The 20,465-nt window shown below is 42.1% G+C and carries 25 protein-coding genes and 1 pseudogene; 18 read left to right on the forward strand and 8 right to left on the reverse strand.

The window, feature by feature from the left end; translation table 11 throughout:
- The first annotated feature begins 10 nt into the window (after nt 1-10).
- From essA to H7F27_RS05165, 11 genes and pseudogenes are all read left to right on the forward strand, one after another.
- Nucleotides 11-463: a type VII secretion protein EssA gene (essA, locus tag H7F27_RS05115; RefSeq protein WP_081638360.1), complete on the forward strand. Its 453-nt coding sequence runs from the start codon at nt 11-13 to the stop codon at nt 461-463.
- A 63-nt stretch (nt 464-526) separates the two neighbouring features.
- A complete protein-coding gene (locus tag H7F27_RS05120) occupies nt 527-1,258 on the forward strand; it encodes a (S)-benzoin forming benzil reductase (RefSeq protein ID WP_024122694.1) in 732 nt (243 codons plus the stop codon).
- A 197-nt stretch (nt 1,259-1,455) separates the two neighbouring features.
- On the forward strand, nt 1,456-1,986 hold the full coding sequence (locus H7F27_RS05125) for an HD domain-containing protein (protein WP_024122693.1): 531 nt from the start codon (nt 1,456-1,458) through the stop codon (nt 1,984-1,986).
- A 185-nt stretch (nt 1,987-2,171) separates the two neighbouring features.
- Nucleotides 2,172-2,408: a YuzF family protein gene (locus H7F27_RS05130; protein ID WP_024122692.1), complete on the forward strand. Its 237-nt coding sequence runs from the start codon at nt 2,172-2,174 to the stop codon at nt 2,406-2,408.
- Nucleotides 2,409-2,844: 436 nt separating this feature from the next.
- Complete coding sequence (locus tag H7F27_RS05135) at nt 2,845-3,954, forward strand: AI-2E family transporter (RefSeq protein ID WP_024122690.1); 1,110 nt, start codon at nt 2,845-2,847, stop codon at nt 3,952-3,954.
- Nucleotides 3,955-4,013: 59 nt separating this feature from the next.
- Nucleotides 4,014-4,235, forward strand: coding sequence for a spore germination protein (locus tag H7F27_RS05140; protein WP_044158952.1), 222 nt, complete (start codon nt 4,014-4,016; stop codon nt 4,233-4,235).
- A gap of 73 nt (nt 4,236-4,308) precedes the next feature.
- Nucleotides 4,309-4,557: a YueH family protein gene (locus H7F27_RS05145; protein ID WP_024122689.1), complete on the forward strand. Its 249-nt coding sequence runs from the start codon at nt 4,309-4,311 to the stop codon at nt 4,555-4,557.
- 109 nt (nt 4,558-4,666) lie between these two features.
- Nucleotides 4,667-5,026, forward strand: coding sequence for a YueI family protein (locus H7F27_RS05150; RefSeq protein ID WP_395958026.1), 360 nt, complete (start codon nt 4,667-4,669; stop codon nt 5,024-5,026).
- 96 nt (nt 5,027-5,122) lie between these two features.
- Nucleotides 5,123-5,675 (forward strand): annotated as a pseudogene (locus tag H7F27_RS05155) (cysteine hydrolase family protein).
- Nucleotides 5,676-5,690: 15 nt separating this feature from the next.
- Nucleotides 5,691-7,160: a nicotinate phosphoribosyltransferase gene (locus tag H7F27_RS05160; RefSeq protein ID WP_024122686.1), complete on the forward strand. Its 1,470-nt coding sequence runs from the start codon at nt 5,691-5,693 to the stop codon at nt 7,158-7,160.
- 135 nt (nt 7,161-7,295) lie between these two features.
- Nucleotides 7,296-8,525: an EAL and HDOD domain-containing protein gene (locus tag H7F27_RS05165; protein ID WP_024122685.1), complete on the forward strand. Its 1,230-nt coding sequence runs from the start codon at nt 7,296-7,298 to the stop codon at nt 8,523-8,525.
- Here H7F27_RS05165 and H7F27_RS05170 read toward each other — a convergent pair.
- Nucleotides 8,501-8,869 carry a YuzC family spore coat inner layer protein gene (locus H7F27_RS05170; RefSeq protein WP_024122684.1) on the reverse strand — a complete coding sequence of 123 codons (369 nt, stop codon included), beginning with the start codon at nt 8,867-8,869 and terminating at the stop codon, nt 8,501-8,503. The genes H7F27_RS05165 and H7F27_RS05170 overlap by 25 nt on opposite strands.
- A 460-nt stretch (nt 8,870-9,329) precedes the next feature.
- On the opposite strand from H7F27_RS05170, the gene degQ reads away from it, so the two are divergent.
- The 6 genes from degQ to H7F27_RS05200 all read left to right on the forward strand — a co-directional run bounded on the left by degQ (nt 9,330) and on the right by H7F27_RS05200 (nt 14,187).
- Nucleotides 9,330-9,470 (forward strand): degradation enzyme regulation protein DegQ, encoded by a 141-nt coding sequence (degQ, locus tag H7F27_RS05175; RefSeq protein ID WP_024122683.1) that lies wholly within the window; start codon nt 9,330-9,332, stop codon nt 9,468-9,470.
- Nucleotides 9,471-9,654: 184 nt separating this feature from the next.
- The gene (locus H7F27_RS05180) at nt 9,655-10,524 is read left to right on the forward strand and encodes a polyprenyl synthetase family protein (protein WP_101864136.1); all 870 of its coding nucleotides are present in this window, start codon (nt 9,655-9,657) and stop codon (nt 10,522-10,524) included.
- Complete coding sequence (gene comX / locus H7F27_RS05185) at nt 10,521-10,742, forward strand: competence pheromone ComX (protein WP_059292642.1); 222 nt, start codon at nt 10,521-10,523, stop codon at nt 10,740-10,742. Before H7F27_RS05180 ends, comX begins: the two co-directional genes overlap by 4 nt.
- 15 nt (nt 10,743-10,757) lie before the next feature.
- Nucleotides 10,758-13,064 carry a histidine kinase gene (locus H7F27_RS05190; protein ID WP_185848673.1) on the forward strand — a complete coding sequence of 769 codons (2,307 nt, stop codon included), beginning with the start codon at nt 10,758-10,760 and terminating at the stop codon, nt 13,062-13,064.
- An 80-nt stretch (nt 13,065-13,144) separates the two neighbouring features.
- Nucleotides 13,145-13,789, forward strand: coding sequence for a two-component system response regulator ComA (gene comA, locus H7F27_RS05195; RefSeq protein WP_101864137.1), 645 nt, complete (start codon nt 13,145-13,147; stop codon nt 13,787-13,789).
- A gap of 17 nt (nt 13,790-13,806) precedes the next feature.
- The gene (locus tag H7F27_RS05200; protein ID WP_024122679.1) at nt 13,807-14,187 is read left to right on the forward strand and encodes a hotdog fold thioesterase; all 381 of its coding nucleotides are present in this window, start codon (nt 13,807-13,809) and stop codon (nt 14,185-14,187) included.
- A 38-nt stretch (nt 14,188-14,225) separates the two neighbouring features.
- Here the strand turns inward: H7F27_RS05200 and mnhG are convergent, their stop codons facing one another.
- From mnhG to H7F27_RS05235, 7 genes are read right to left on the reverse strand one after another with little or no spacing between them, the layout of a single operon-like run.
- Nucleotides 14,226-14,600 carry a monovalent cation/H(+) antiporter subunit G gene (mnhG, locus tag H7F27_RS05205; RefSeq protein ID WP_185848674.1) on the reverse strand — a complete coding sequence of 125 codons (375 nt, stop codon included), beginning with the start codon at nt 14,598-14,600 and terminating at the stop codon, nt 14,226-14,228.
- Nucleotides 14,584-14,868, reverse strand: a complete 285-nt coding sequence (locus H7F27_RS05210; RefSeq protein ID WP_024122677.1) for a Na(+)/H(+) antiporter subunit F1 — start codon at nt 14,866-14,868, stop codon at nt 14,584-14,586. The genes mnhG and H7F27_RS05210 overlap by 17 nt, the downstream gene beginning before the upstream one ends.
- Nucleotides 14,868-15,344: a Na+/H+ antiporter subunit E gene (locus H7F27_RS05215; protein ID WP_185848675.1), complete on the reverse strand. Its 477-nt coding sequence runs from the start codon at nt 15,342-15,344 to the stop codon at nt 14,868-14,870. The genes H7F27_RS05210 and H7F27_RS05215 overlap by 1 nt, the downstream gene beginning before the upstream one ends.
- Before the next feature lie 5 nt (nt 15,345-15,349).
- Entirely contained in the window at nt 15,350-16,831 is a 1,482-nt protein-coding gene (locus H7F27_RS05220; RefSeq protein WP_103671366.1) for a Na+/H+ antiporter subunit D, read from the reverse strand.
- A complete protein-coding gene (locus tag H7F27_RS05225; RefSeq protein WP_095713974.1) occupies nt 16,824-17,165 on the reverse strand; it encodes a Na(+)/H(+) antiporter subunit C in 342 nt (113 codons plus the stop codon). Before H7F27_RS05225 ends, H7F27_RS05220 begins: the two co-directional genes overlap by 8 nt.
- Entirely contained in the window at nt 17,165-17,596 is a 432-nt protein-coding gene (locus H7F27_RS05230; RefSeq protein ID WP_024122673.1) for a Na(+)/H(+) antiporter subunit B, read from the reverse strand. Before H7F27_RS05230 ends, H7F27_RS05225 begins: the two co-directional genes overlap by 1 nt.
- Nucleotides 17,589-19,994, reverse strand: coding sequence for a Na+/H+ antiporter subunit A (locus tag H7F27_RS05235; protein ID WP_095713973.1), 2,406 nt, complete (start codon nt 19,992-19,994; stop codon nt 17,589-17,591). Before H7F27_RS05235 ends, H7F27_RS05230 begins: the two co-directional genes overlap by 8 nt.
- A 234-nt stretch (nt 19,995-20,228) precedes the next feature.
- Here H7F27_RS05235 and H7F27_RS05240 point away from each other — a divergent pair, with 234 nt between their 5' ends.
- On the forward strand, nt 20,229-20,444 hold the full coding sequence (locus tag H7F27_RS05240) for a hypothetical protein (protein ID WP_103671367.1): 216 nt from the start codon (nt 20,229-20,231) through the stop codon (nt 20,442-20,444).
- Nucleotides 20,445-20,465 lie beyond the last annotated feature (21 nt).

A 20,465-nucleotide genomic window follows, 5' to 3' on the forward strand; every position in this document is an offset into this window, starting at 1 on the left:
CATGATGTGTATGCTCTCCTTTTCCCTTTTCATACCCTCTGCCGCTGCTGCCGAAACCGAAGAAAATACGGATGTCGCGCCAAACCAATATGAAAAGAAAGATATTGAAATCGATACGAATTATTTGCATGAAGATTCTTCCTATGAGGAGAAAACAGAACTGCCTGAGGAGCAAAAGGATATTACCTTTGATAAGCCGAAGGATCGGGACGCCGAGCTGATAAAGGATTTGTTTACATCAACAGATGCCGAGGGCTCCAACACCATCGCCGCTCAATCTAAACAGCTTGGGATTACATTTGCCGAGAAACCGATCACAAAAGCGTCATCAACGGAAATGAAAGAAAAAGATTCATCTTCACTCCTGCTTCCGATCATCTATAGCGTGCTGATTCTGCTTGGGATCGCAGGCATTGTTTTTCTCATACCAAAGGTTATCGTGCAGGAAAATAAAAAGGCGTAAGCGCCCGCGCTTGTTTTGCATAAAAGCGGTCCGTACAATAAGAACGGAAGGAGGAGGTTTCCAATGGAACTTTATATCATCACCGGAGCGTCAAAAGGACTGGGGAAAGCCATTGCATTACAGGCTCTGGAAAAAGGCCATGAAGTCCATGCTCTGTCCAGAACAACAACAGATGTTTCTCATGAGAAACTGACACAGCACCAGATCGACCTGATCAATCTCACAGAGGCTGAGCAGCAATTCAAAACATTGCTTTCATCCATCAATCCGGCTGATTATTCAGCCATCACACTGATCAATAATGCCGGAATGGTGACGCCGATCAAACGCGCCGGAGAAGCGTCTCTTGAAGAGCTGCAGCGCCATTATCAGCTTAATCTGACAGCGCCGGTGCTCTTGAGCCAGCTGTTTACCAAACAGTTTGCTGCTTTCAGCGGAAGAAAAACAATCGTAAATATTACCTCTGGCGCGGCCAAAAACCCATACAAGGGGTGGAGCGCGTATTGCAGCTCAAAAGCCGGACTTGATATGTTTACGAGAACGTTCGGATTTGAACAGGAGGATGAAGAACTGCCGGTGAACATGATTTCTTTCTCACCGGGTGTCATGGACACTGACATGCAGGCCGTCATCCGTTCATCATCGAAAAAGGATTTCCACGATATCGAGCGGTTTCGGAAATTGAATGAAACAGGAAGCCTTCGCAGTCCGGCCTTTATTGCTGGCACGCTGCTTTCTTTATTAGAGACAGGCGCGGAAAACGGGCGCATATATGATATTAAAGAGTTTTTGTAGAGCAGAGTGAATCTGCTCTTTTTTTATATAAAAAGGCGATAACTTAAGCATTCCGGAGTCCGGCTGCATATACTGACTGAAACTCTGCTTTTAGGGTATAACAAACATGAAAAGTAAACAAAAATGATATGACATAAGAATTGAGTTTCTCTGCAAATTATGTTAGGATTCTAAAAATATCTAAAGGAGGGGTTTCCATGAGAAAGGTTACATTAATGGATGTCTTCGCCCATCCAATTGCACAAAAATATTTACAGCGTTCCGGCGTGGCTCATGCGATTGCCTGCGCCTATCATGCATACAGGCTGTCTGTAAAGGCTGATATCAGCCCTGATTTAGCCGCAAAAGCGGCATTGCTGCATGACATCGGACATTATGAATGGTATACAGACGGAAAATGGGATTATGAGAAATACAGAAGGAATGACATCCATGCCATTAAAGGGGCGGAACGGGCGCATAAGCTCTTGATTCGTCTTGGTGAAGAACCGAAAGCGGCAAAAGAGATTGCTCTTGCCATATTGCTTCATACCGATTCCTATCTGCCTGAAGGTGAACTCGATAAAAATACGCTGCAGCAGATTGTCAAAAAAGCGGACGAACTTGATGAAGAACCTGGCGGCCACCATCATTACCGACAAATTGACGAAGCAACCGCACTGAAAAAAATAGAAAAACTGGACCGATTAATCGACCAAGCCCAGTCTTCTATAAAAAAGCCTGTATAGGTCCCGCCTGTATTCGGAACAGCGTCCGCTTTCTTCGCTGTCTCCGTTTCATCACCATTTCCTTACACCCGCGTGAATCACACTCCCCAATCGTCTCCGCATCCCCTGGTGTTATCCGGTAAGCCTGTGTCATTATCCTTAACCGTGGCATAAGCTGAGATAAAACATATAAAGGGGATTGAAGTATGGCCAACCAAGGTAGTCCGCAACTGGTCTCATTAGTCGATCCTTATGTCTATCAGACCATCAAAAAGCTCATCGGCTCAAAATTCATTATCCAGACAGTACGAGATACGGTCAGAGGCAGACTGATTGATGTAAAACCGGACCATATCATCATTGAAGCAGCCCGAAATTCTGTTTTTTTTATCAGTATCCAGCACATGGTTTCCGTCACGCCAGATTACAGTGAACGGGTGTAACAGTGCTTGCGCTTGAAAAATAGGCGTACACCGGGACGTCCTATTTTTCAGTTAAGCGCTATAAAAACGCTCCGTCATAAATTGTGCCGCCAAGATCAAAGCCGGAGCGGTCATCTGAAATAAAGCGTAAACAACAACCGAAGTGATACCCGCCCGCATCCTTTACATATAAACGGGGCTTCCCGGCAAACGGAGCACAGCGCCGCTGCCTCTCAGTCATTCTATCGTTTTGATTCACATCAAGCAGGATAAAATCTAAACGTTAAGCTAGTCCACAAGTACATAAATCAGTGCGGCGTCCCTGCCGTATGTCACAGCCTGCATAATCAACAGCCCATTCACTGATTAAGAGTTCTGATATCAGTTCATTTTTGTTACAATGATGGGGTGCAAGTTCTTTTATCTGATAGACAAAGAAAAACTAGGAGGAACAAGCTTGTTGAAATCAAAAGTCCATTTTTGGACATTGCAAATTTTATTTGTTTTGCTGATTATTTTCGTAGCAACAAAAGTTTCATTTGTGTTTCAGCCGTTTATCGTGTTTATCTCGACATTGTTTTTCCCGATGCTGATTGCCGGAATTCTGTATTTTATTTTTAATCCGGTTGTCCGACTGCTTGAGAAAAAAATGCCGCGGACATTATCGATTCTGCTCATCTATTTAGTATTTATCGGTTTGCTTGCCTTCGTTTCTGCGGCAGTCGGGCCTGTCATTACATCGCAGGTGACCGGGCTGTTTAACAATCTTCCTGAATATATAAAACAGATTCAGGCATTAACAAAAGATTTATCTCACTCTCAGTGGTTTACCTGGATGATGACACAGGATTATGTATCCATATCAAAAATTGAGCAGTCTCTGACAAGCTTTCTCCAAAACCTGCCGCAAAATATTACATCCAGTTTATCCGCGGTGTTTGGTGTCGTGACAAATATCACACTTGTCATTATCACTGTTCCGTTTATCCTCTTTTATATGCTGAAGGATGGACACCGCTTTCCGCACCTGGCAGTCAAAATTCTTCCGGCTTCTTACCGGACAGAAGGTCTAAAGATCTTTAAGGATTTATCCGACACACTCGCTGCGTATTTTCAGGGACAGCTGTTAATCTGTCTTTTTGTAGGGACAGCGTGCTTTATCGGATACTTGATTACCGGGCTGCCATATGCGCTGATTCTTGGAATTGTCATGGCCATTACAAATATCATTCCTTATGTCGGGCCTTTTCTCGGCGCTGCGCCGGCTGTCATTATCGGCTTTATGGATTCACCGGCCAAAGCGCTTTTTGCGATCATTGTGGTTGTGATCGTTCAGCAGCTCGACGGAAATCTGCTTTCTCCGCTCGTGATCGGAAAACGTTTGAATACGCACCCGCTTACCATCATTTTGCTGTTGATTGGAGCAGGAAGCTTCGGCGGCATTCTCGGCATGATTTTAGCTGTGCCGGTGTATGCGGTAGTCAAAGCGTTTTTCCTGAATATCGTGCGGCTGATCAAGCTGCGCCAGCGTTCACGCCTTGAAGAAAACGAACGTCCCGCTGAATAGGCGGGCACCATTGGCTCCTTTTCGCATATGATGCTGTAAATCAGTGCGGAGGTGGGGAAATGCCTGCGATTGTAGGGCCGATATATATTATGTCTATATCAGGTGATGCTGCGGCCAGCTTTGGAGATGTGTTTGCGATTGCGCCGAAAAGCGTCGATCACACAGGTGCTGGGTCTGGCACATTTCAGCTGGGGGATTTTGTGAAGATCAATAACGAATATAGTAAAACAATTTTAAACGATGCCGATATCATTGATGATACCGTTTCGTTTAACGGGTAACAGCCTTTTCTAGAGAGGCTGTTGCTTTTTTATTGTATAATATGGATAGTCTTTTAGTTAGCGAGGTCATGTTATGAAAATCAGAAAAGCAAATATCAGCACACAAACAGGAATGATCACTGATGTATATCTGCATGAAAACAGAAAAGAGCTGCATACGCTAGTAGCCGTTCCGCAGCTGGAGTGGAGCACGATTATTTCATACGAGGAAGAAAAATCATCGCTGCCTGAACGGCTGGAGGCTTCTTTGCGCCGGCATACAGAGGACGAGCCTGCTGGTGAGCTGGCAAAAAAAATCATTCACTGGGTAACGGAAATGTAACAGCCCTTGAAAGTTTAGCCCCCGCAGGATCAGGCGATAATGAAGACAAACAAGACGGGAGGACGAGCTTTTGAGTGATGAAACGCTGGATCTCTATTTACAGCAAGGAATGTACGGGCCGCTGGAAACAAAACCAGATGAGCGCCATTTGTTTTTAGGCTCATTGCGGGAAAGAGTGCTTTTGGCACTGACGAAAGGGCAGGTGCTCAGAAGCAAACCGTATCACGAAGCGGAGCAAGCGTTTAAACGCAATAAACATATATCTCTTCTTATCAATGGAGAGCTTCAGTATCAGTCTTATTCACCTTATGTAAAAATGGCGAACCGAAACGGAGTGCCTTTTAAAGTCGTATCTGATCTTCAGTTTCATACGCCTTTAGGCCTTATCATTGCGGCGGACAGTGCGGTAAATCATGAATCTATATATATTCAGGACGACATTTTTAACCGGTCGGTGCTGAAATCTTAAGAGACAAACGGACTGTTTGTCTTTTTATTCATGGCAATTCCCTTACAACGGGAGATAAGATATAATGTTCTCATACTGATGGCGGGGAGGCCGGCTATGAAAAAAGCACTTATTTGTATTGATTATACGAATGATTTTGTGGCGAGTGATGGAAAATTGACCTGCGGGGATCCCGGCAGAATGATTGAAGAGGCGATCGTCAATTTGTCAGAAAACTTTATCACAAACGGTGATTACGTCGTATTTGCAGTAGATTCTCACAATGAAGGGGATCAATATCACCCTGAAACCCGTCTGTTCCCGCCGCATAATATCAAGGGTACGGAAGGAAAAGACCTGTACGGAAAGCTTTTGCCTCTATATCAGAAACATGCACATGATCATAATGTATATTACATGGAAAAAAACGAGATATTCTGCTTTTGCGGGTACTGATTTAGAACTGAAACTCAGAGAGCGGCAGATTGACGAGCTGCATTTAGCCGGCGTCTGCACAGATATCTGTGTCTTGCATACAGCGGTTGATGCATACAACAAAGGTTTCCGGATTGTTGTGCATAAACAGGCTGTTGCCAGCTTTAATCAGGAGGGGCATACGTGGGCTCTTTCCCATTTTGCAAACAGCATCGGAGCGCAAGTGGCAGAGTAAGGAAGGGGAAAAACAGTGTTAGAGTACGGTTTTAAAGATGACAGCCTGTCATTACATACAGACCTTTATCAAATCAATATGGCGGAAACTTACTGGAGAGACGGCATTCATGAAAAGAAAGCGATTTTTGAGCTTTTTTTCAGAAAGCTTCCGTTTGAGAATGGCTATGCGGTTTTTGCGGGCTTGGAAAAAGCCATTGAATATCTGGAAAACTTCAAGTTTACCGATAGTGACCTGACTTATTTACGAGATGAGCTTGGCTACCATGAAGATTTTATTGATTATTTGAGCGGTTTATCTTTTACAGGTTCTCTTTATTCCATGAAAGAAGGAGAGCTGGTTTTTAACAATGAGCCGATTATGAGGGTGGAAGCTCCTCTTGTAGAAGCGCAGCTTATTGAAACAGCTTTGCTTAACATTGTGAATTACCAAACATTAATCGCGACAAAAGCAGCGCGCATCAAAGGCGTCATTGGCGACGAAATTGCACTTGAATTCGGAACAAGACGGGCGCATGAAATGGATGCGGCTATGTGGGGAGCGAGAGCAGCGTTAATCGGCGGCTTCAGCGCGACAAGCAATGTAAGAGCCGGAAAGCGCTTTAATATCCCGGTATCAGGCACACATGCCCATGCGCTAGTGCAGGCCTACCGCGATGAATATACAGCATTCAAAAAATACGCGGAAACGCATAAGGATTGCGTCTTCTTAGTCGACACGTATGATACGCTTCGTTCAGGCATGCCGAATGCGATTAAAGTGGCCAAGGAATTCGGAGACCGCATCAACTTCATTGGCATCCGACTGGATAGCGGCGATTTGGCTTACCTGTCAAAAAAAGCCCGGAAAATGCTTGATGAAGCAGGTTTTACAGACGCGAAAGTCATTGCGTCAAGCGACCTGGATGAGCATACAATTATGAATTTAAAGGCTCAGGGAGCCCGCATAGATGTCTGGGGTGTCGGCACGAAGTTGATTACAGCTTATGACCAGCCGGCTCTCGGCGCGGTTTATAAGCTCGTCTCCATCGAAGAAAACGGAGAAATGGTCGACACGATCAAAATTTCATCCAACCCTGACAAAGTGACGACACCTGGCAGAAAGAAAGTGTACCGGATTATTAATCAGTTAAATCATCATTCTGAAGGAGATTACATTGCGCTTTATGACGAGCAGGTGAATGACCAGAAGCGGCTGAGAATGTTCCACCCGGTTCATACCTTCATCAGCAAATTCGTCACGAATTTCTATGCGAAGGATCTTCACGAGCTGATTTTTGAAAAAGGCATCCTATGCTACCAGAACCCTGAGATTTCTGACATTCAGCAATATGTACAAGACAACCTCAGCCTTCTGTGGGAGGAATATAAGAGAATCAGCAAACCTGAAGAATACCCGGTTGATTTAAGCGAGGACTGCTGGAGCAACAAAATGCAGCGGATCCATGAAGTGAAAAGCAGACTTGAAGAAGAGCTCGAAGAATAAAGCAAACTGGCCTTTCGTTCGCGAAGAGGCCAGTTTTTTTGTGGGAATAATATTTTTCATGTTTAGACAAATTTCGTCAAATTATTTGATATACTTAGGGTGGAAAGCCGCGTGTTTTGTAAGGAGGATAAATCAATGAGGGTGTTTGTTGCAAGACAGCCTATATTTAATCGAAAAGAACAGGTTGTCGCTTATGAACTTTTATATAGAGAGAGCGAAGAGAATGTGTATTCCGCTGCAGACGGCGATCAGGCTACAACAGATTTGGTGATTAACAGCTTTTTAAACATCGGAATCGAGAAGCTGACGGAAGGAAAACGCTGTTTTGTCAATTTCACTGAAAGCCTGATGTTTTCGGATCTCCCCACCTCCTTCAATCCAAAACAGCTTGTGATTGAAATCCTTGAAGATATACCGATCACTCCGGCTCTCGTCTCAAGGTGCAGAGAGCTGAAAAAAATGGGGTATACGCTGGCACTCGATGATTTTTACGCGATAAACCCGAAAAATGAGGAATTATTGGAAAAGCTCATGAGCTATATTGATATATTGAAAGTTGATTTTCTTAAAACCACCCGAATGGAACGCCGAAATATTTTGCAAACCTACAGCTATTGCGGCCTGATTTTTTTAGCTGAGAAAGTAGAGACACGCAAAGAATATGAACAAGCGGCGCAAGATGGCTTTCAGTTATTCCAAGGCTACTTTTTCAGCGAACCGCGCATCATCAGCGGCCATGATCTGTCGACCCATTTTTATTCTTACTATGAATTGCTCAACGAATTAAGCAAAGAGCAGCCTAACATCCAGCGTGTAACTGAGTACATAGAACGTGATTTATCGCTGTCATATCAAATTTTAAAATTCTTAAACTCTTCCCATAGCCGTTTAACCCAAAAGATTGACAGCATTAAGCAGGCTATCATGCTTCTTGGGTTTAACGAAATCAAACGGTGGATATACATCCTTTCCTTTAAGGATTTAAGCAGAAAAGGGAATTCGAGCAAACACGAAATCATAAAAATTTCTTTAATGAGAGCAAAGCTATGTGAACTGTTGGCAAGAAAAACAGCGCGCCCGCAGCCGGCCTCGTATATGCTGATCGGGATGTTTTCTCTTATAGACACCCTTTTGCACAGAGAAATAGAAGAGATTATTCAAGAATTGCCTTTAATAGATGAAGTAGGTCAAGCGTTATTAGGTCATCAAAATGACTATTACCAAATGCTTGAGCTTGTGAAGTTAATCGAAACCAACAATTGGGACACTTGCGGAGAATTAGCAAAAGAATTGGACAAGGAAGAAGCGTACGACTGTTATTTGGAAGCCTTGGAGTGGTGTCATAAGCTCATGGGCGAAAAGTAATTGCGGTCTTCTGACCACCGCAATGCCACGATAATTCGGCTTTGCGTGCTGATCAGGCTGATGTATATGCCATCGGGATTAAAGACCGAATCCACATCATGCCGGACGCCTGTCTGTTTGATTAGACGTTTTACTGTCTGTTTATCTGACTGCTCCGCTGCGGTCATGATGCGGCGCGAAAGCTCCTGTGACCCCGCAATGCGCCTAAGTACAAGCTGAGCATCAGCGAGCAGCCCGGCGGCATCCTGTGCGGAACGGATAAAGGTTTCTGTATTGGCGGCAGGAGCGGGCGGACGGCGTATGTCGTACGGATAGACGTAAAACCAAGGATAAGGATATCTCATGGAAGCACCTCGCAAAAAGGGGATATGTCTATATGTATAGATCACTCAGGTGCTGGATATGACAAAGCGAAAAGGCCACAACTTTGCGTTGCGGTCTTTTCGGTGTTTGTCGGTCACGATACGCCAAGAATCGCATATTGAATTTTGAAAAAGCGGCGAGGGGGACTATAGTCTTACATTGTGAAACAGATAAACACAATAAAATCAAAGGAATTAAGAATCTTTCTCAATTCCATCCGAAATCACCGTTTTCACACGTAGAAAAATAGTCCTGTTCTCATTGTGATTCCTTTAAGCACAAAGACCTATTGATATTTGCGGTGTCACGCAGGATCTTTTTGTATACTTTTCGGTGAAAAATAACTCGAAACCAGATACACTATTAGTAACAGATCAAATACCTAGGACTCGTTCACCATACACAATTCATTGATCTTTCAAAAAAAGGAGTGTGGAAACGATGGAAAAGAAACTTGAAGAAGTAAAACAATTGTTATTCCGACTCGAACTTGATATTAAAGAAACGACAGATTCATTACGAAACATTAACAAAAGCATTGATCAGCTCGATAAATACACATATGCAATGAAAATTTCGTAAAAAAGACTTGGAAACAAGTCTTTTTTTTCGTTCTACCCATACAATAAATGGATAAAGTATTATATGATTGTTAAAAAACGAAAAACCTGCTGTCCTTTAAATGTCCCATTTAGTAAAATGGAATGGGAGGGGGGAAGTTGTTATTGAGCAGATATGTTTAGATTCTGTCCGGATCAAGGAGAAAATGAAGGAGATTGTACATGAAAATATTTCAAATGAAGACTTAAAAACAAAACTTATTTCTTTTATTGAAGAAAAAAAACAATTTTCATTCGCAGAATTAGCTTATCATCATTACATAGCATTTGACGGAAAAGATGTTACAGCAATTGAGTTGTTGGCTTCTGGTATAGAACTTTTAATTTTATCTGCTGACATTTTTGACGATATAGAGGATAAGGATAATCTTCAGGCTTCTTGGATGAAAATAGATCCTTCGATAGTGATTAACGCAGCTACCGCACTTTATACATTAAGTTTGCAAGTGATAAGTTTAGTTTCTAACAATCCACAACATTTAAGTCTGACTTTACAATATTCACTTCAATCTTTACAAGGGCAACATGCAGATTTAAATGTAACAAGCTCTTCAGAATCAGAGTTTATTGAAATGATTAAACTTAAGTCAGGTTCTCTTGTAACATTGCCTAATGTTCTTGGTGTATATTTGGCAACTGGTGAATTTAATGAAACAGTCGATGAGTATTCACATTATTTGGGCATAGTCGAGCAAATTGCGAATGATCACCATGGGTTATATTATCCTGACAATAATGATTTAAAAACTAGACACAATCTTGCCTTTTACTATCTTAAAAATAAATATAACCAATCATCGATTGACTTATTAAATTTTTATGCGCAAGAAAATAATCAGATAAATAATATGGACGAATTGAAAAAGAAGCTACGAGAATCAGGTGTAATACAATATTTGAATGTTATTAAAAATATAGCATTGGAAAACTTTAAAGAATCATTCAAAAAACTGAAATTAGATGAACAAAGAAAGAATAAACTATTTGTACAATTATTAAGGGGGAATTTAAATTGAAACATATCGATAAAATTATAAGCCATCTAGCAAACAACCCGGAAGCTTTTGATCAATTTAAGAATGGGAACTTAACCTTACTAAATATAAATGAAAAAGAAAAGAAAGCAATATTATATGCGTTTGAAGAAGGAGAGGCACCGAGAACAAGCAACTGGCCCCCAATAGAAGCTATCAGTAATTTTTTTGAGGATGATAAAAGAAAAAGTTTTATTTAATTATGGGATGATGAGATGCACATAAATAATAACGTCTATAAATATTTGTCTCTAGCTTTTATCATTTTAAGTTTTGTTTATGTGATCTACCTCTCTTATATTTCTGTTTTTAATATCTTTGTAGGTGCAGATGTGAAGATTAATGAACAGGGTAAGTTAGAGGTTACCAAAGTTGTGGATTATGAATATTATTCAGGTGTAAAAAAAGGTGACATCATTCTTGAAGTGAATGGGCAAAGAGGAAGCGAAATCCAGTTAGAGAGCGGAAGATTGGTCAATGTAGAAAGCTTAACTGTTGAGAGAGATAATAAATCATTTCATTTACAAAATGTAAGCCTAATCAGTGAAGAAAATTTATTTATGTATCTCATTCCACTCATATCTTATTCAATCTGTTTATTTTGTATATTTTTTGTTTACAGAATAAATAAAGTAAGAAAATCATCTTCTGCTTTTGTTTTAATCTTATTTTTGTTATTTGTATCAGTAGCATATGTAAGTGCCTGCGGGGCAAGAAGAGGTGAAGAGGTTAGCACTTACCTGCTTGTCCTTACTTTAGTAAGTTGTCCAATTTTATATATACATTTCATATATAAATACTTTGCGGAATTGGGCACTAAGTTATTCAAAAAGAAGATTTTAATCATAATGTATATACTTCCACTCGTAAACCTGTTACTAGAAGCTGTTTTGAGTAATAGATTAAATTCTTCGGCTTTTTTGTCTAACTTGAACTTGATTTCCTTTTTTGTCCTAGTCCTTACTGTATCTATCCTTATCCATCAAGGGATTAGAAAAATCAAACAAAATGAGCAAAAGTCAATTTTAAAAATCCTTGCTTATATAAATATCCTGTCTTTTAGTCCCTTTATTATCTTTTTTGTTATTCCCTATGTGTTGTTTGATAAGTATCTTTCACCCTTTAGTTTGGCAGCTTTTACACTTGTTATACCTTTTTCTTTAGTGTATCAATTTATGACAAATAGACTTTATAATATTGACTTTGTTGTAGGACGGCTTAAATACTATGGATTTTTAGCCATTACACCTACTGTTATTGTGGTCACCATATTTAATTACATTCAAAAACCAGATGATAACTTTTACTACGTTAAACTAACATTTGTAATATATTTGCTTATGTTTGCTGTCTTTTACTTTAAAGAAATCATTGATTTTCGTTTCAAGTTGAAAAGATTTACAGAGAAATTTAATTATCAAGATGGAATTTTTAAATTTACTCAGTTGATTAAGCAAGCATCATCAGTAGATCAAGTACTTAATTACTTTAAAAATACAATCCTAGAAGTATTAAACATAGATAATGCTTGCGTGTATGATAATTCTAAAGGGGAAATCACCCTTCTTAGTAAGAACAACTTTAAAGATTTGACTTATAAAAATCATGAGCAATATGTGAAAAATTTTTCTGGTGATATCGGTAAAATTAAAGAGTTTAAACAAGGTTTTATTATTAAAATAGGTGAACGAGGAGACAGATCATTTTTAGTACTCTGTTTCTCAAGTTATAATACTTTTAAATTAACAAGGGATGAAATTGCATGGCTTCAAACATTAGCGTTTTATACAAATGTCTCATTGGAAAACGTTATGAAAATCGAAGAATTGATGGTGCATCTTGAGGATTTAAAACAACAAGAATCCAACCCGGTATGGCTCAAAAAACTTATGTACACCATCGAAGAAAAACAACGTTCTGATCTCGCCCGCGATCTCCACGATTCCGTTCTTCAGGATTTGATTTCATTAAAACGGCAGTGTGAGCTGTTTTTGGCTGATTTTAAGAAGGATGATGATCCATGTCGTGAAGAGGTGCAGGACAAGCTCGTACAGATGAATGAGCAGATGTCTGATGTGATTTCGATGACGAGGGAGACGTGTCATGAATTGCGGCCGCAGCTTTTGTATGATTTGGGACTGGTGAAGGCGCTGTCTAAGCTGGTGGCGCAGCAGCAGGAGCGGGTTCCGTTTCATATCCGCTTAAATACCGGCAGATTTACGGCGTCGCTTGATTTGGATTCGCAGCTGAATTTGTACCGGATCATTCAAGAGTTTTTATCAAATGCAGTGAAACACTCTCAGGCGACGGAAGTGCTTATCATGCTGATCAGTATTCAGAACAAAATTGTTCTTCATTATGAGGACGATGGTGTCGGATTTGATCTAGAGAAAAATAACGAACATTCCATGAGTATGGGTCTTTCTGGCATTAAGGAGCGAGTCAGGGCTTTAGATGGACGCCTCCGAATCGAAACAAGTGAAGGAAAGGGCTTTAAGGCCGATATTGAAATGGAATTGTAATGGTTTTATAACGTAAACGACTTGGCAGAAGCCAAGTCTTTTTTATAAAATGGAAATGAGTGAGTAAAAGGGAGGAAAACATGAAAAAGATACTAGTGATTGATGACCATCCGGCTGTCATGGAAGGCACCAAGACAATTTTGGAAACGGATTCGAATTTGTCTGTTGATTGTCTCAGTCCTGAACCCAGCGAACAGTTCATACACCAGCATGATTTCTCATCATATGATCTCATCTTAATGGATTTGAACTTAGGCGGCGATGTCAATGGGATGGAGCTTTCTAAACAGATTTTACAAGAGAATCCTCATTGTAAAATTATCGTATATACCGGTTATGAGGTCGAGGATTATTTTGAGGAAGCGATTCGTGCGGGTCTGCACGGCGCCATCAGCAAAACCGAATCAAAGGAAAAGATCACCCAATACATATATCACGTGCTCAACGGAGAAATTTTAGTCGATTTCGCTTACTTTAAACAGCTGATGACTCAGCAAAAAACAAAGCCGGCCCCTTCCTCTCAAAAAGAACAAGATGTGCTCACACCAAGAGAATGCCTGATTCTTCAAGAAGTTGAAAAAGGTTTTACCAACCAAGAAATTGCAGATGCGCTTCATTTAAGCAAGCGGTCCATCGAATACAGCCTGACGTCGATTTTCAACAAGCTTAATGTCGGTTCCAGGACGGAAGCGGTGTTGATTGCAAAATCAGACGGTGTGCTTTAAATAAGGGAGTTAAAACTATGGATATGAAACATACATTGCTTGGCGCGCTGGGAATTGAAATTGTAGAAAGCACAGCGGAACGCTGCGTGGCAGTGATGCCGGTGGATCATCGGACCGTCCAGCCCTTTGGTTATTTGCATGGAGGCGCTTCAGTGGCTCTTGCGGAAACTGCGGCGAGCGTGGGTGCCCAGCATCTAATCGATTCTCGTACACAAGCTTGTGTCGGTTTGGAGATTAACGCCAATCATCTGAAATCTGTCAAGGAAGGAACGGTAAAGGCGGTAGCCGAGCCCGTTCATAAAGGCAGAACGACCATTGTGTATCAGATTCACATTTATGACGGGCAAGAGAGGCTGATCTGTATATCCAGATGCACGCTGGCTGTCATCACAAAATAAAAAAACAGCCGGAACTCTGCCTGTCCGGCTGCTCATTTTTATAGGTAAGAATCCTCTTTTCGTTTAATCACAAAGTTTCTGATTCCGTTATAGTCATCCTGTACACTTCTTTCATCCAGCTTGACGCCAGAGTTGTACGCAGCTCGGCAGATCAAGTGTCCCCCGACCGGCGTCGTAATAAAGATAAAGAAAATCCCGAGCAGAATTTTTGCTGATATCTCTCCTGTGATAAGCCACAAAAAGAAGAAGACACCGAGCAAAATCATATTTACCCCTAACGTTGAGCCTTTAGAAGCAGCGTGAGAGCGTGTGTACATATCGGGAAGGCGAAGCGTCCCGAAGGAAGCCGCAAGACAGATTAGCGCCCCCATTAGGATCAATATCGCTACTGCTATTTTAGCGATCACGATCATTTTCGATAATCTCTCCTTTCTCTAAGAACTTAGAAAACGCAATGGTTCCGATAAAAGACAAAATACCCAGCAATAATATGATATCAAGAAAAATACTCGTATTCAGCAGGATGGAGACAAGCGCTGTCATCGCTATCAGATTAATGCCGATTGCATCCAGAGCCACAACCCGGTCAGGAACAGTCGGCCCTTTGATGACACGAACGACATACAACAGGGTGGACACCGCCATAATGCCGAGCGCGATTTGAAGGATTAACGTAAACATCAGCGGCTCACCTCCTGTATGGCTTTTTCAAATGACTCACGAATATCAAAAATCGCTTTTTCCGCATCCTCAATATCCATCGCGTGAATATAGAGAATGGTCCGGTCATCGGAAATATCCATGACCAATGTTCCCGGCGTTAATGTAATAAGCAGTGAAAGCAGGGTGATTTCCCAATCCTTTGTCAGCTCTGTTTTAAATGCGAATATGCCTGGTTTGATATCCAGTTTTGGCGACAGGACTGTTTTCAGCACACTGACGTTGGCAAGGTATAATTCCCTTATAAAGATCAAAAAAAGTTTGATAATCGAAAACGTTTTCCATAGATAAAACGGATGAGCAAGGAAGCGCCGGAAGAAGAAGAGAGAGATCATTCCCAGGATAAAGCCTGTGATGAATCCGGCGGCGCTTGCGTCATTGCTCAGGAACATCCAGCAAAAAGCGAGAAACACATTTAATAAAATTTGAAATGCCATGCGATCTACTCCTTCAAAACAGCTTCAATATATTTTTCCGGATTCAGCAAAGTCTCGGCCGCTTGATCAACGTACGGTGACACCCATTCTGTACCCAATCCGAAGAGAAGAGACAGCAAGAGAAAAATAGCTGCCGGATATAGAAGCCCTTTAGCTGTTCTAAGATTTTGCTTCGGTGTTTCTTTTTCTTCGCCCCAAAACGCATGGATAAAGATTCTTAACACGGAATACAGGACGAGCAGGCTTGAAAGCAGGATCAGCATGGAAATCGTAAATTCACCTTCAGCGAAGCCGCCTTCTGCAATTTTAAATTTGCCAACAAATCCGCTGAGAGGCGGGATGCCGGCAAGAGATACAGCCGACATGAAGAACATCCATCCAAGAACGGGGTATCGTTTGATCAGCCCGCCCATTCGTTGCAGGCTTGCTGTTCCTGTCAAAGCAATCAGCGTGCCTGCCAGCATAAATAATGCGCCTTTAATCAGCATGTCGTGAATCAGGTAGTAAATCGCACCTTGAATGGATGCGGGCGTTTGAACTGCAACACCGAACAAAATAACGCCGACAGCGGTAATAATGTTATAGATCACGATTTTCATGACATTCTGATAGGCAAGTGAACCGATGACACCTAAGATGACAGTGAGAGCCGCGAGCCATATCATCAGCTGGTGGGTAAACGCTGTATCGTGAATGAAAATCAGTGTGAACACTCTTGTGATCGCATATAACCCGACCTTTGTCAGCAATGCGCCGAACAATGCAGAGATGGCTGCCGGCGGCGCGTAATAAGAGCCGGGAAGCCAAAAGTAGAGAGGGAAAATCCCGCCCTTCATACCAAACACGATAAGTAACAGGACACCGATTACAGTAATCAGCCCAGTTTGTCCGGATTCGCTGATTCTCACACTTAAATCCGCCATGTTTAATGTGCCGGTCACCGCGTATAAAAAGCCGACGCCGATGACAAACAATGCTGATGACACAATATTAAACACAATGTATTTAAGCGACTCCCGCAGCTGAATTTTTGTGCCGCCTAATACAATCAGCATATAAGAAGCAATAAGCAGAAGCTCGAAAAATACGTACATATTAAATAAATCGCCTGTTAAAAACGCTCCGCTTACACCAGCCAGCAAAAACTGCACGCCGGAATAATAAAAGGCACGTTCCCGTTTTTCACCGATAGAACGGAAGGAATAAAGCACAACCAATAATCCGATGACTGCCGTGGTGAGAACAAGCAGGCTGGCAAATTGATCTGCAACAAGCACAATTCCGTAGGGGGCTTTCCAGCCGCCCAAACTGAGTGTCTGGATGCCCTTAGTAAAGACAGTCTGTACGAGTATACCGCTGATCACAATCCCGATTGCCGACGCCGCAGTGCTGAAGATCCGCATGAGCATGATGTGTTTGTTCATGAAAATCAGCAGAATGGCGGACAGGAGCGGGATCAGAATTGGCAATATAACAAAATTATTCATGTTGATCATTTCCCCTCATTTGATCCAAATCGTCCGATTTCAATTCCTGATAGGCCCGAAACGCCATGACGAGGATGAAGGATGTAACTCCAAATGAAATGACAATAGCCGTCAAAATCAGGGCTTGCGGAAGCGGATCGACAAATGACTTGGCATGCTCGCTCAAAATCGGAGCGGCGCCTTTTTTTAATCCTCCCATAGTTAAAAGCATTAAATGAACGCCGTGGCTCAAAAGCGCTGTTCCGATAATGACCCGAAGCAGGCTTTTAGACAGCAGCAAATACGTAGCAGCCATAAAAATAATACCTGCTGTAACAGCCATTAAGATTTCCATTATTCTTCCTCTCCAATCGTTTGAATAATGGTCATCGTAATGCCTACGACAACAAGATAAACGCCTAAATCAAAAAGCGTCGCCGTGGCGAGCTCCGTTTTCCCTAAAATCGGCAGATGAAAGTAACCGAATGTGTGGGTTAAGAAGGGCGCTCCGAAGACAAAAGAGCCAACGCCTGTTAAGACAGCGAGCAGCAGACCGGCTCCCGCGACGTAAATGAAATTAACCGGCAAAATGGAACGCACGGTTTTTAAATCATAAGCCAAGAGCAATAGAACGATGGAAGAGGACGTGATCAGCCCGCCGACAAAGCCTCCTCCAGGGGCGTTATGCCCCGATAAAAATAAATAGAAAGAGAAAAGCAAAATGATAAAGGATACAAGCTTTGTCACGGTTTGAAGAATCAAGTCATTTGTTTTTTGTTCATTCACCGCTTTTCCCCTCCTCTTTTACTTTTGTTTTAATCATGCTGAAGATGCCGAGAGCGGCAATCGTTAATACTGTAATTTCAAACATTGTATCAAAGCCCCTGAAATCAACGAGAATGACATTGACGACATTATCTCCTCCGCCAAGATCGTGGCTGTGCTTTGTAAAGAAGGAGGCGATACTGTCTTTTGTCCGCTGGCTTGAGGATGCAATACCGAGCAGGGTGACAATAATGCCGACTCCTAAAGCAATGATAAAGTTTGTCATTCGGAACGTTCTCGTTTTCTTTTTCAGCCGCAGTTTCGGCAAATGATAGAAACAAAGCAGAAACAGGGCGACGGAAATCGTCTCAATGACCAGCTGGGTCAAAGCCAAATCGGGCGCTCTGAAAATAACAAAAAACAATGCAAGCGTATAACCGACAACACCAAGTGAAATAATCGCCGTCAGTCTGGATCGGGCGAATACAGTCGCCGCTGTCGCGCTGATCATGACAAGTGTCAGAATCATTTCGTATATGCCGATTTTCGCCATACCCTCAGTTGTAAAGGAAAATCCGCCTTTCAAAACGAGAGCCCCGCTCATCAGAATGATAAATCCAGCGAAGATATACAGAAGATAATCCCGCAAAAATCCGGTCATATATTGTTTTGTCACTCGATAAGAGCCTTTTTCCATGATGGTCAGGAGCTTCTCGTATAACCGATTGAGCGTGAGTTTCGATGGAAACAGCTTATAGATCCCTTTCCACTTGTTTATCGTCAAGTATCCGATCGTACCGACAGCGATAATGCCCAGTGTCATCAGAACTTCGGCTGTAAACCCGTGCCACTGCGAAATATGAACATGAAACTTCTCATGGCTGTCCAGCAGTGTCGGATAGATTGAATTCATCGCAGGCTCTATCAAGCTGTAGGACAATATATTCGGGAAAAAGAAGAGACTGACAGCGAGCGCAACAAGAATGACAGGTGATACGAGCATTCCAATCGGCGCTTCATGAGCCTGTTTTTCGAGTTTTTCAGGCTGGTAATTGCCTTTAAATGTTTTAAACAGCAGTTTCATGCTGTAGATAAATGTAAACACACTTCCTGCCCAAGCGAGGACAGGGAACAGCGCTCCCCACGTCTGGACGTTGAACAAATCGACATGTGTCACACGAAGCATGCTGGTGAAAAACATTTCTTTACTCAAAAATCCGTTAAACGGCGGGAGACCAGCCATTGAAAATGTGCCAATCAAGGAAATCGTAAATGTAATCGGCATGATCGCCATCAGTCCGCCGAGCTTTCTGACGTCCCGTGTGCCTGTTTCATGATCAATGATGCCGACTGCCATAAACAAGCTTCCTTTAAAGGTAGCATGATTGATGAGATGGAAAATGGCAGCCATGGCGGCAACTGTGTAATATTCTGTATGGCCGTAATGCAGGGCTGCAGCGCTGACACCAAGCATCGAGATGATCATGCCGAGCTGGCTGACGGTTGAAAACGCCAAAATGGATTTTAAGTCGGTTTGTTTGACGGCATGGAATGAACCCCAAACCATGGTGAAAATCCCGACGAGAGAAACAATCCAAAACCACTGAGCTGAAAAGGCGAAAATAGGACTGAATCTTGCAATCACATAAATTCCCGCTTTGACCATCGTTGCTGAATGGAGATACGCGCTGACAGGCGTCGGCGCTTCCATGGCGTCAGGCAGCCAAATGTAAAAAGGAAACTGGGCGGACTTTGTAAATGCGCCTAGTAAAATCAAAATCATCGCCGGAATAAATAGATCATGGCCGGCAATCAACTGAACCTGATTGATCATTTCTCTGATACTGAATGAATCTGTGATCAGATAAAGGAGAATGAATCCTCCCAGCATACACAGTCCGCCGCTTACCGTAATCAAGAGCGATTTTGCGGCGCCGTAGCGAGATTTTTCACGCTTGTACCAATATCCGATCAGCAAAAAGGACGAAAGGCTGGTAAGCTCCCAAAACATGTAGAGAACCATGACGTTGTCAACAAGAACAACACCGAGCATAGCGCCCATGAACATTAATAAATAGACATAAAAAGGCCCAAGCTGTTCTTTTTCTTTCGATAAATAAAAAATACTGTAAAGAGTGACCAACGAGCCGATCCCCGTTATCAGTAAGGCGAATAGCAGTCCGAGACCGTCTACATAAACGGTAAAGTTAATGCCTAATGAAGGAATCCACTCCAATACCGATCGTAATGTTTCTCCCGACTGAGTCATTCTGATCATTGGAAGAAAGTATATAAACAGCAAGACGGGCAGGATCAGAACAAACCAGCCCGTATGCACTCTTTTTGCGTATTTTGCCAGAAAGGGAATGATAAAAGCAAATACAAAAGGCGATAAAATAGCAAAATGTAAGAGCTGCAAAGACAAGACCTCCTTTTCTTTAATTGAAACCTGTTCTATGTATAAATAATTAGAATATACGGTCAAACGACCCAGTCCAAATTATATCGCACTTTTTTGGAAGCCGCCATGCTTCAACCTGCCGCGAATGAATTTTACAAGTTCTTTTGACCTTAAAATAAGTTTAACAAAAATCAGCTCATTTGTATATTTAAAATCGCTCCTGATCAAGCTTTATGTAAGGAGCTGATCATGATGAAGAGAAAGGTCCTTATGTGCTCAGGTTTATTCTGCTCGATATGTGCAGGGGCATTCATGCTGAATCAATATGACGGCCGTGCCCGTGTGGCAGACAATGATGATTGGGAACTGTATTTATTGGAGCACCACCTGTCAACTAAAATGAGTGAGGCGGAATCTCAGGATAGGCCGTTTGGGCCCAGGGAGTATATGCGGATTGTGAACAAATAAAAAAGAGTTCCGTCTTAGACG

The sequence above is a fragment of the Bacillus sp. PAMC26543 genome (assembly GCF_014250375.1).
GTDB lineage: Bacteria > Bacillota > Bacilli > Bacillales > Bacillaceae > Bacillus > Bacillus halotolerans.

Excerpts from the sequence above, each read along its gene's own strand:
- essA (WP_081638360.1), top strand. The coding sequence starts at position 11 with ATGCTCTCCTTTTCCCTTTTCATACCCTCTGCCGCTGCTGCCGAAACC.
- H7F27_RS05120 (WP_024122694.1), top strand. The coding sequence starts at position 527 with ATGGAACTTTATATCATCACCGGAGCGTCAAAAGGACTGGGGAAAGCC.
- H7F27_RS05125 (WP_024122693.1), top strand. The coding sequence starts at position 1,456 with ATGAGAAAGGTTACATTAATGGATGTCTTCGCCCATCCAATTGCACAA.
- H7F27_RS05130 (WP_024122692.1), top strand. The coding sequence starts at position 2,172 with ATGGCCAACCAAGGTAGTCCGCAACTGGTCTCATTAGTCGATCCTTAT.
- H7F27_RS05140 (WP_044158952.1), top strand. The coding sequence starts at position 4,014 with ATGCCTGCGATTGTAGGGCCGATATATATTATGTCTATATCAGGTGAT.
- H7F27_RS05145 (WP_024122689.1), top strand. The coding sequence starts at position 4,309 with ATGAAAATCAGAAAAGCAAATATCAGCACACAAACAGGAATGATCACT.
- H7F27_RS05150 (WP_395958026.1), top strand. The coding sequence starts at position 4,667 with ATGTACGGGCCGCTGGAAACAAAACCAGATGAGCGCCATTTGTTTTTA.
- H7F27_RS05165 (WP_024122685.1), top strand. The coding sequence starts at position 7,296 with ATGAGGGTGTTTGTTGCAAGACAGCCTATATTTAATCGAAAAGAACAG.
- H7F27_RS05170 (WP_024122684.1), bottom strand. The coding sequence starts at position 8,869 with ATGAGATATCCTTATCCTTGGTTTTACGTCTATCCGTACGACATACGC.
- degQ (WP_024122683.1), top strand. The coding sequence starts at position 9,330 with ATGGAAAAGAAACTTGAAGAAGTAAAACAATTGTTATTCCGACTCGAA.
- H7F27_RS05180 (WP_101864136.1), top strand. The coding sequence starts at position 9,655 with ATGAAGGAGATTGTACATGAAAATATTTCAAATGAAGACTTAAAAACA.
- H7F27_RS05190 (WP_185848673.1), top strand. The coding sequence starts at position 10,758 with ATGCACATAAATAATAACGTCTATAAATATTTGTCTCTAGCTTTTATC.
- comA (WP_101864137.1), top strand. The coding sequence starts at position 13,145 with ATGAAAAAGATACTAGTGATTGATGACCATCCGGCTGTCATGGAAGGC.
- H7F27_RS05200 (WP_024122679.1), top strand. The coding sequence starts at position 13,807 with ATGGATATGAAACATACATTGCTTGGCGCGCTGGGAATTGAAATTGTA.
- mnhG (WP_185848674.1), bottom strand. The coding sequence starts at position 14,600 with ATGATCGTGATCGCTAAAATAGCAGTAGCGATATTGATCCTAATGGGG.
- H7F27_RS05210 (WP_024122677.1), bottom strand. The coding sequence starts at position 14,868 with ATGTTTACGTTAATCCTTCAAATCGCGCTCGGCATTATGGCGGTGTCC.
- H7F27_RS05215 (WP_185848675.1), bottom strand. The coding sequence starts at position 15,344 with ATGGCATTTCAAATTTTATTAAATGTGTTTCTCGCTTTTTGCTGGATG.
- H7F27_RS05220 (WP_103671366.1), bottom strand. The coding sequence starts at position 16,831 with ATGAATAATTTTGTTATATTGCCAATTCTGATCCCGCTCCTGTCCGCC.
- H7F27_RS05225 (WP_095713974.1), bottom strand. The coding sequence starts at position 17,165 with ATGGAAATCTTAATGGCTGTTACAGCAGGTATTATTTTTATGGCTGCT.
- H7F27_RS05240 (WP_103671367.1), top strand. The coding sequence starts at position 20,229 with ATGAAGAGAAAGGTCCTTATGTGCTCAGGTTTATTCTGCTCGATATGT.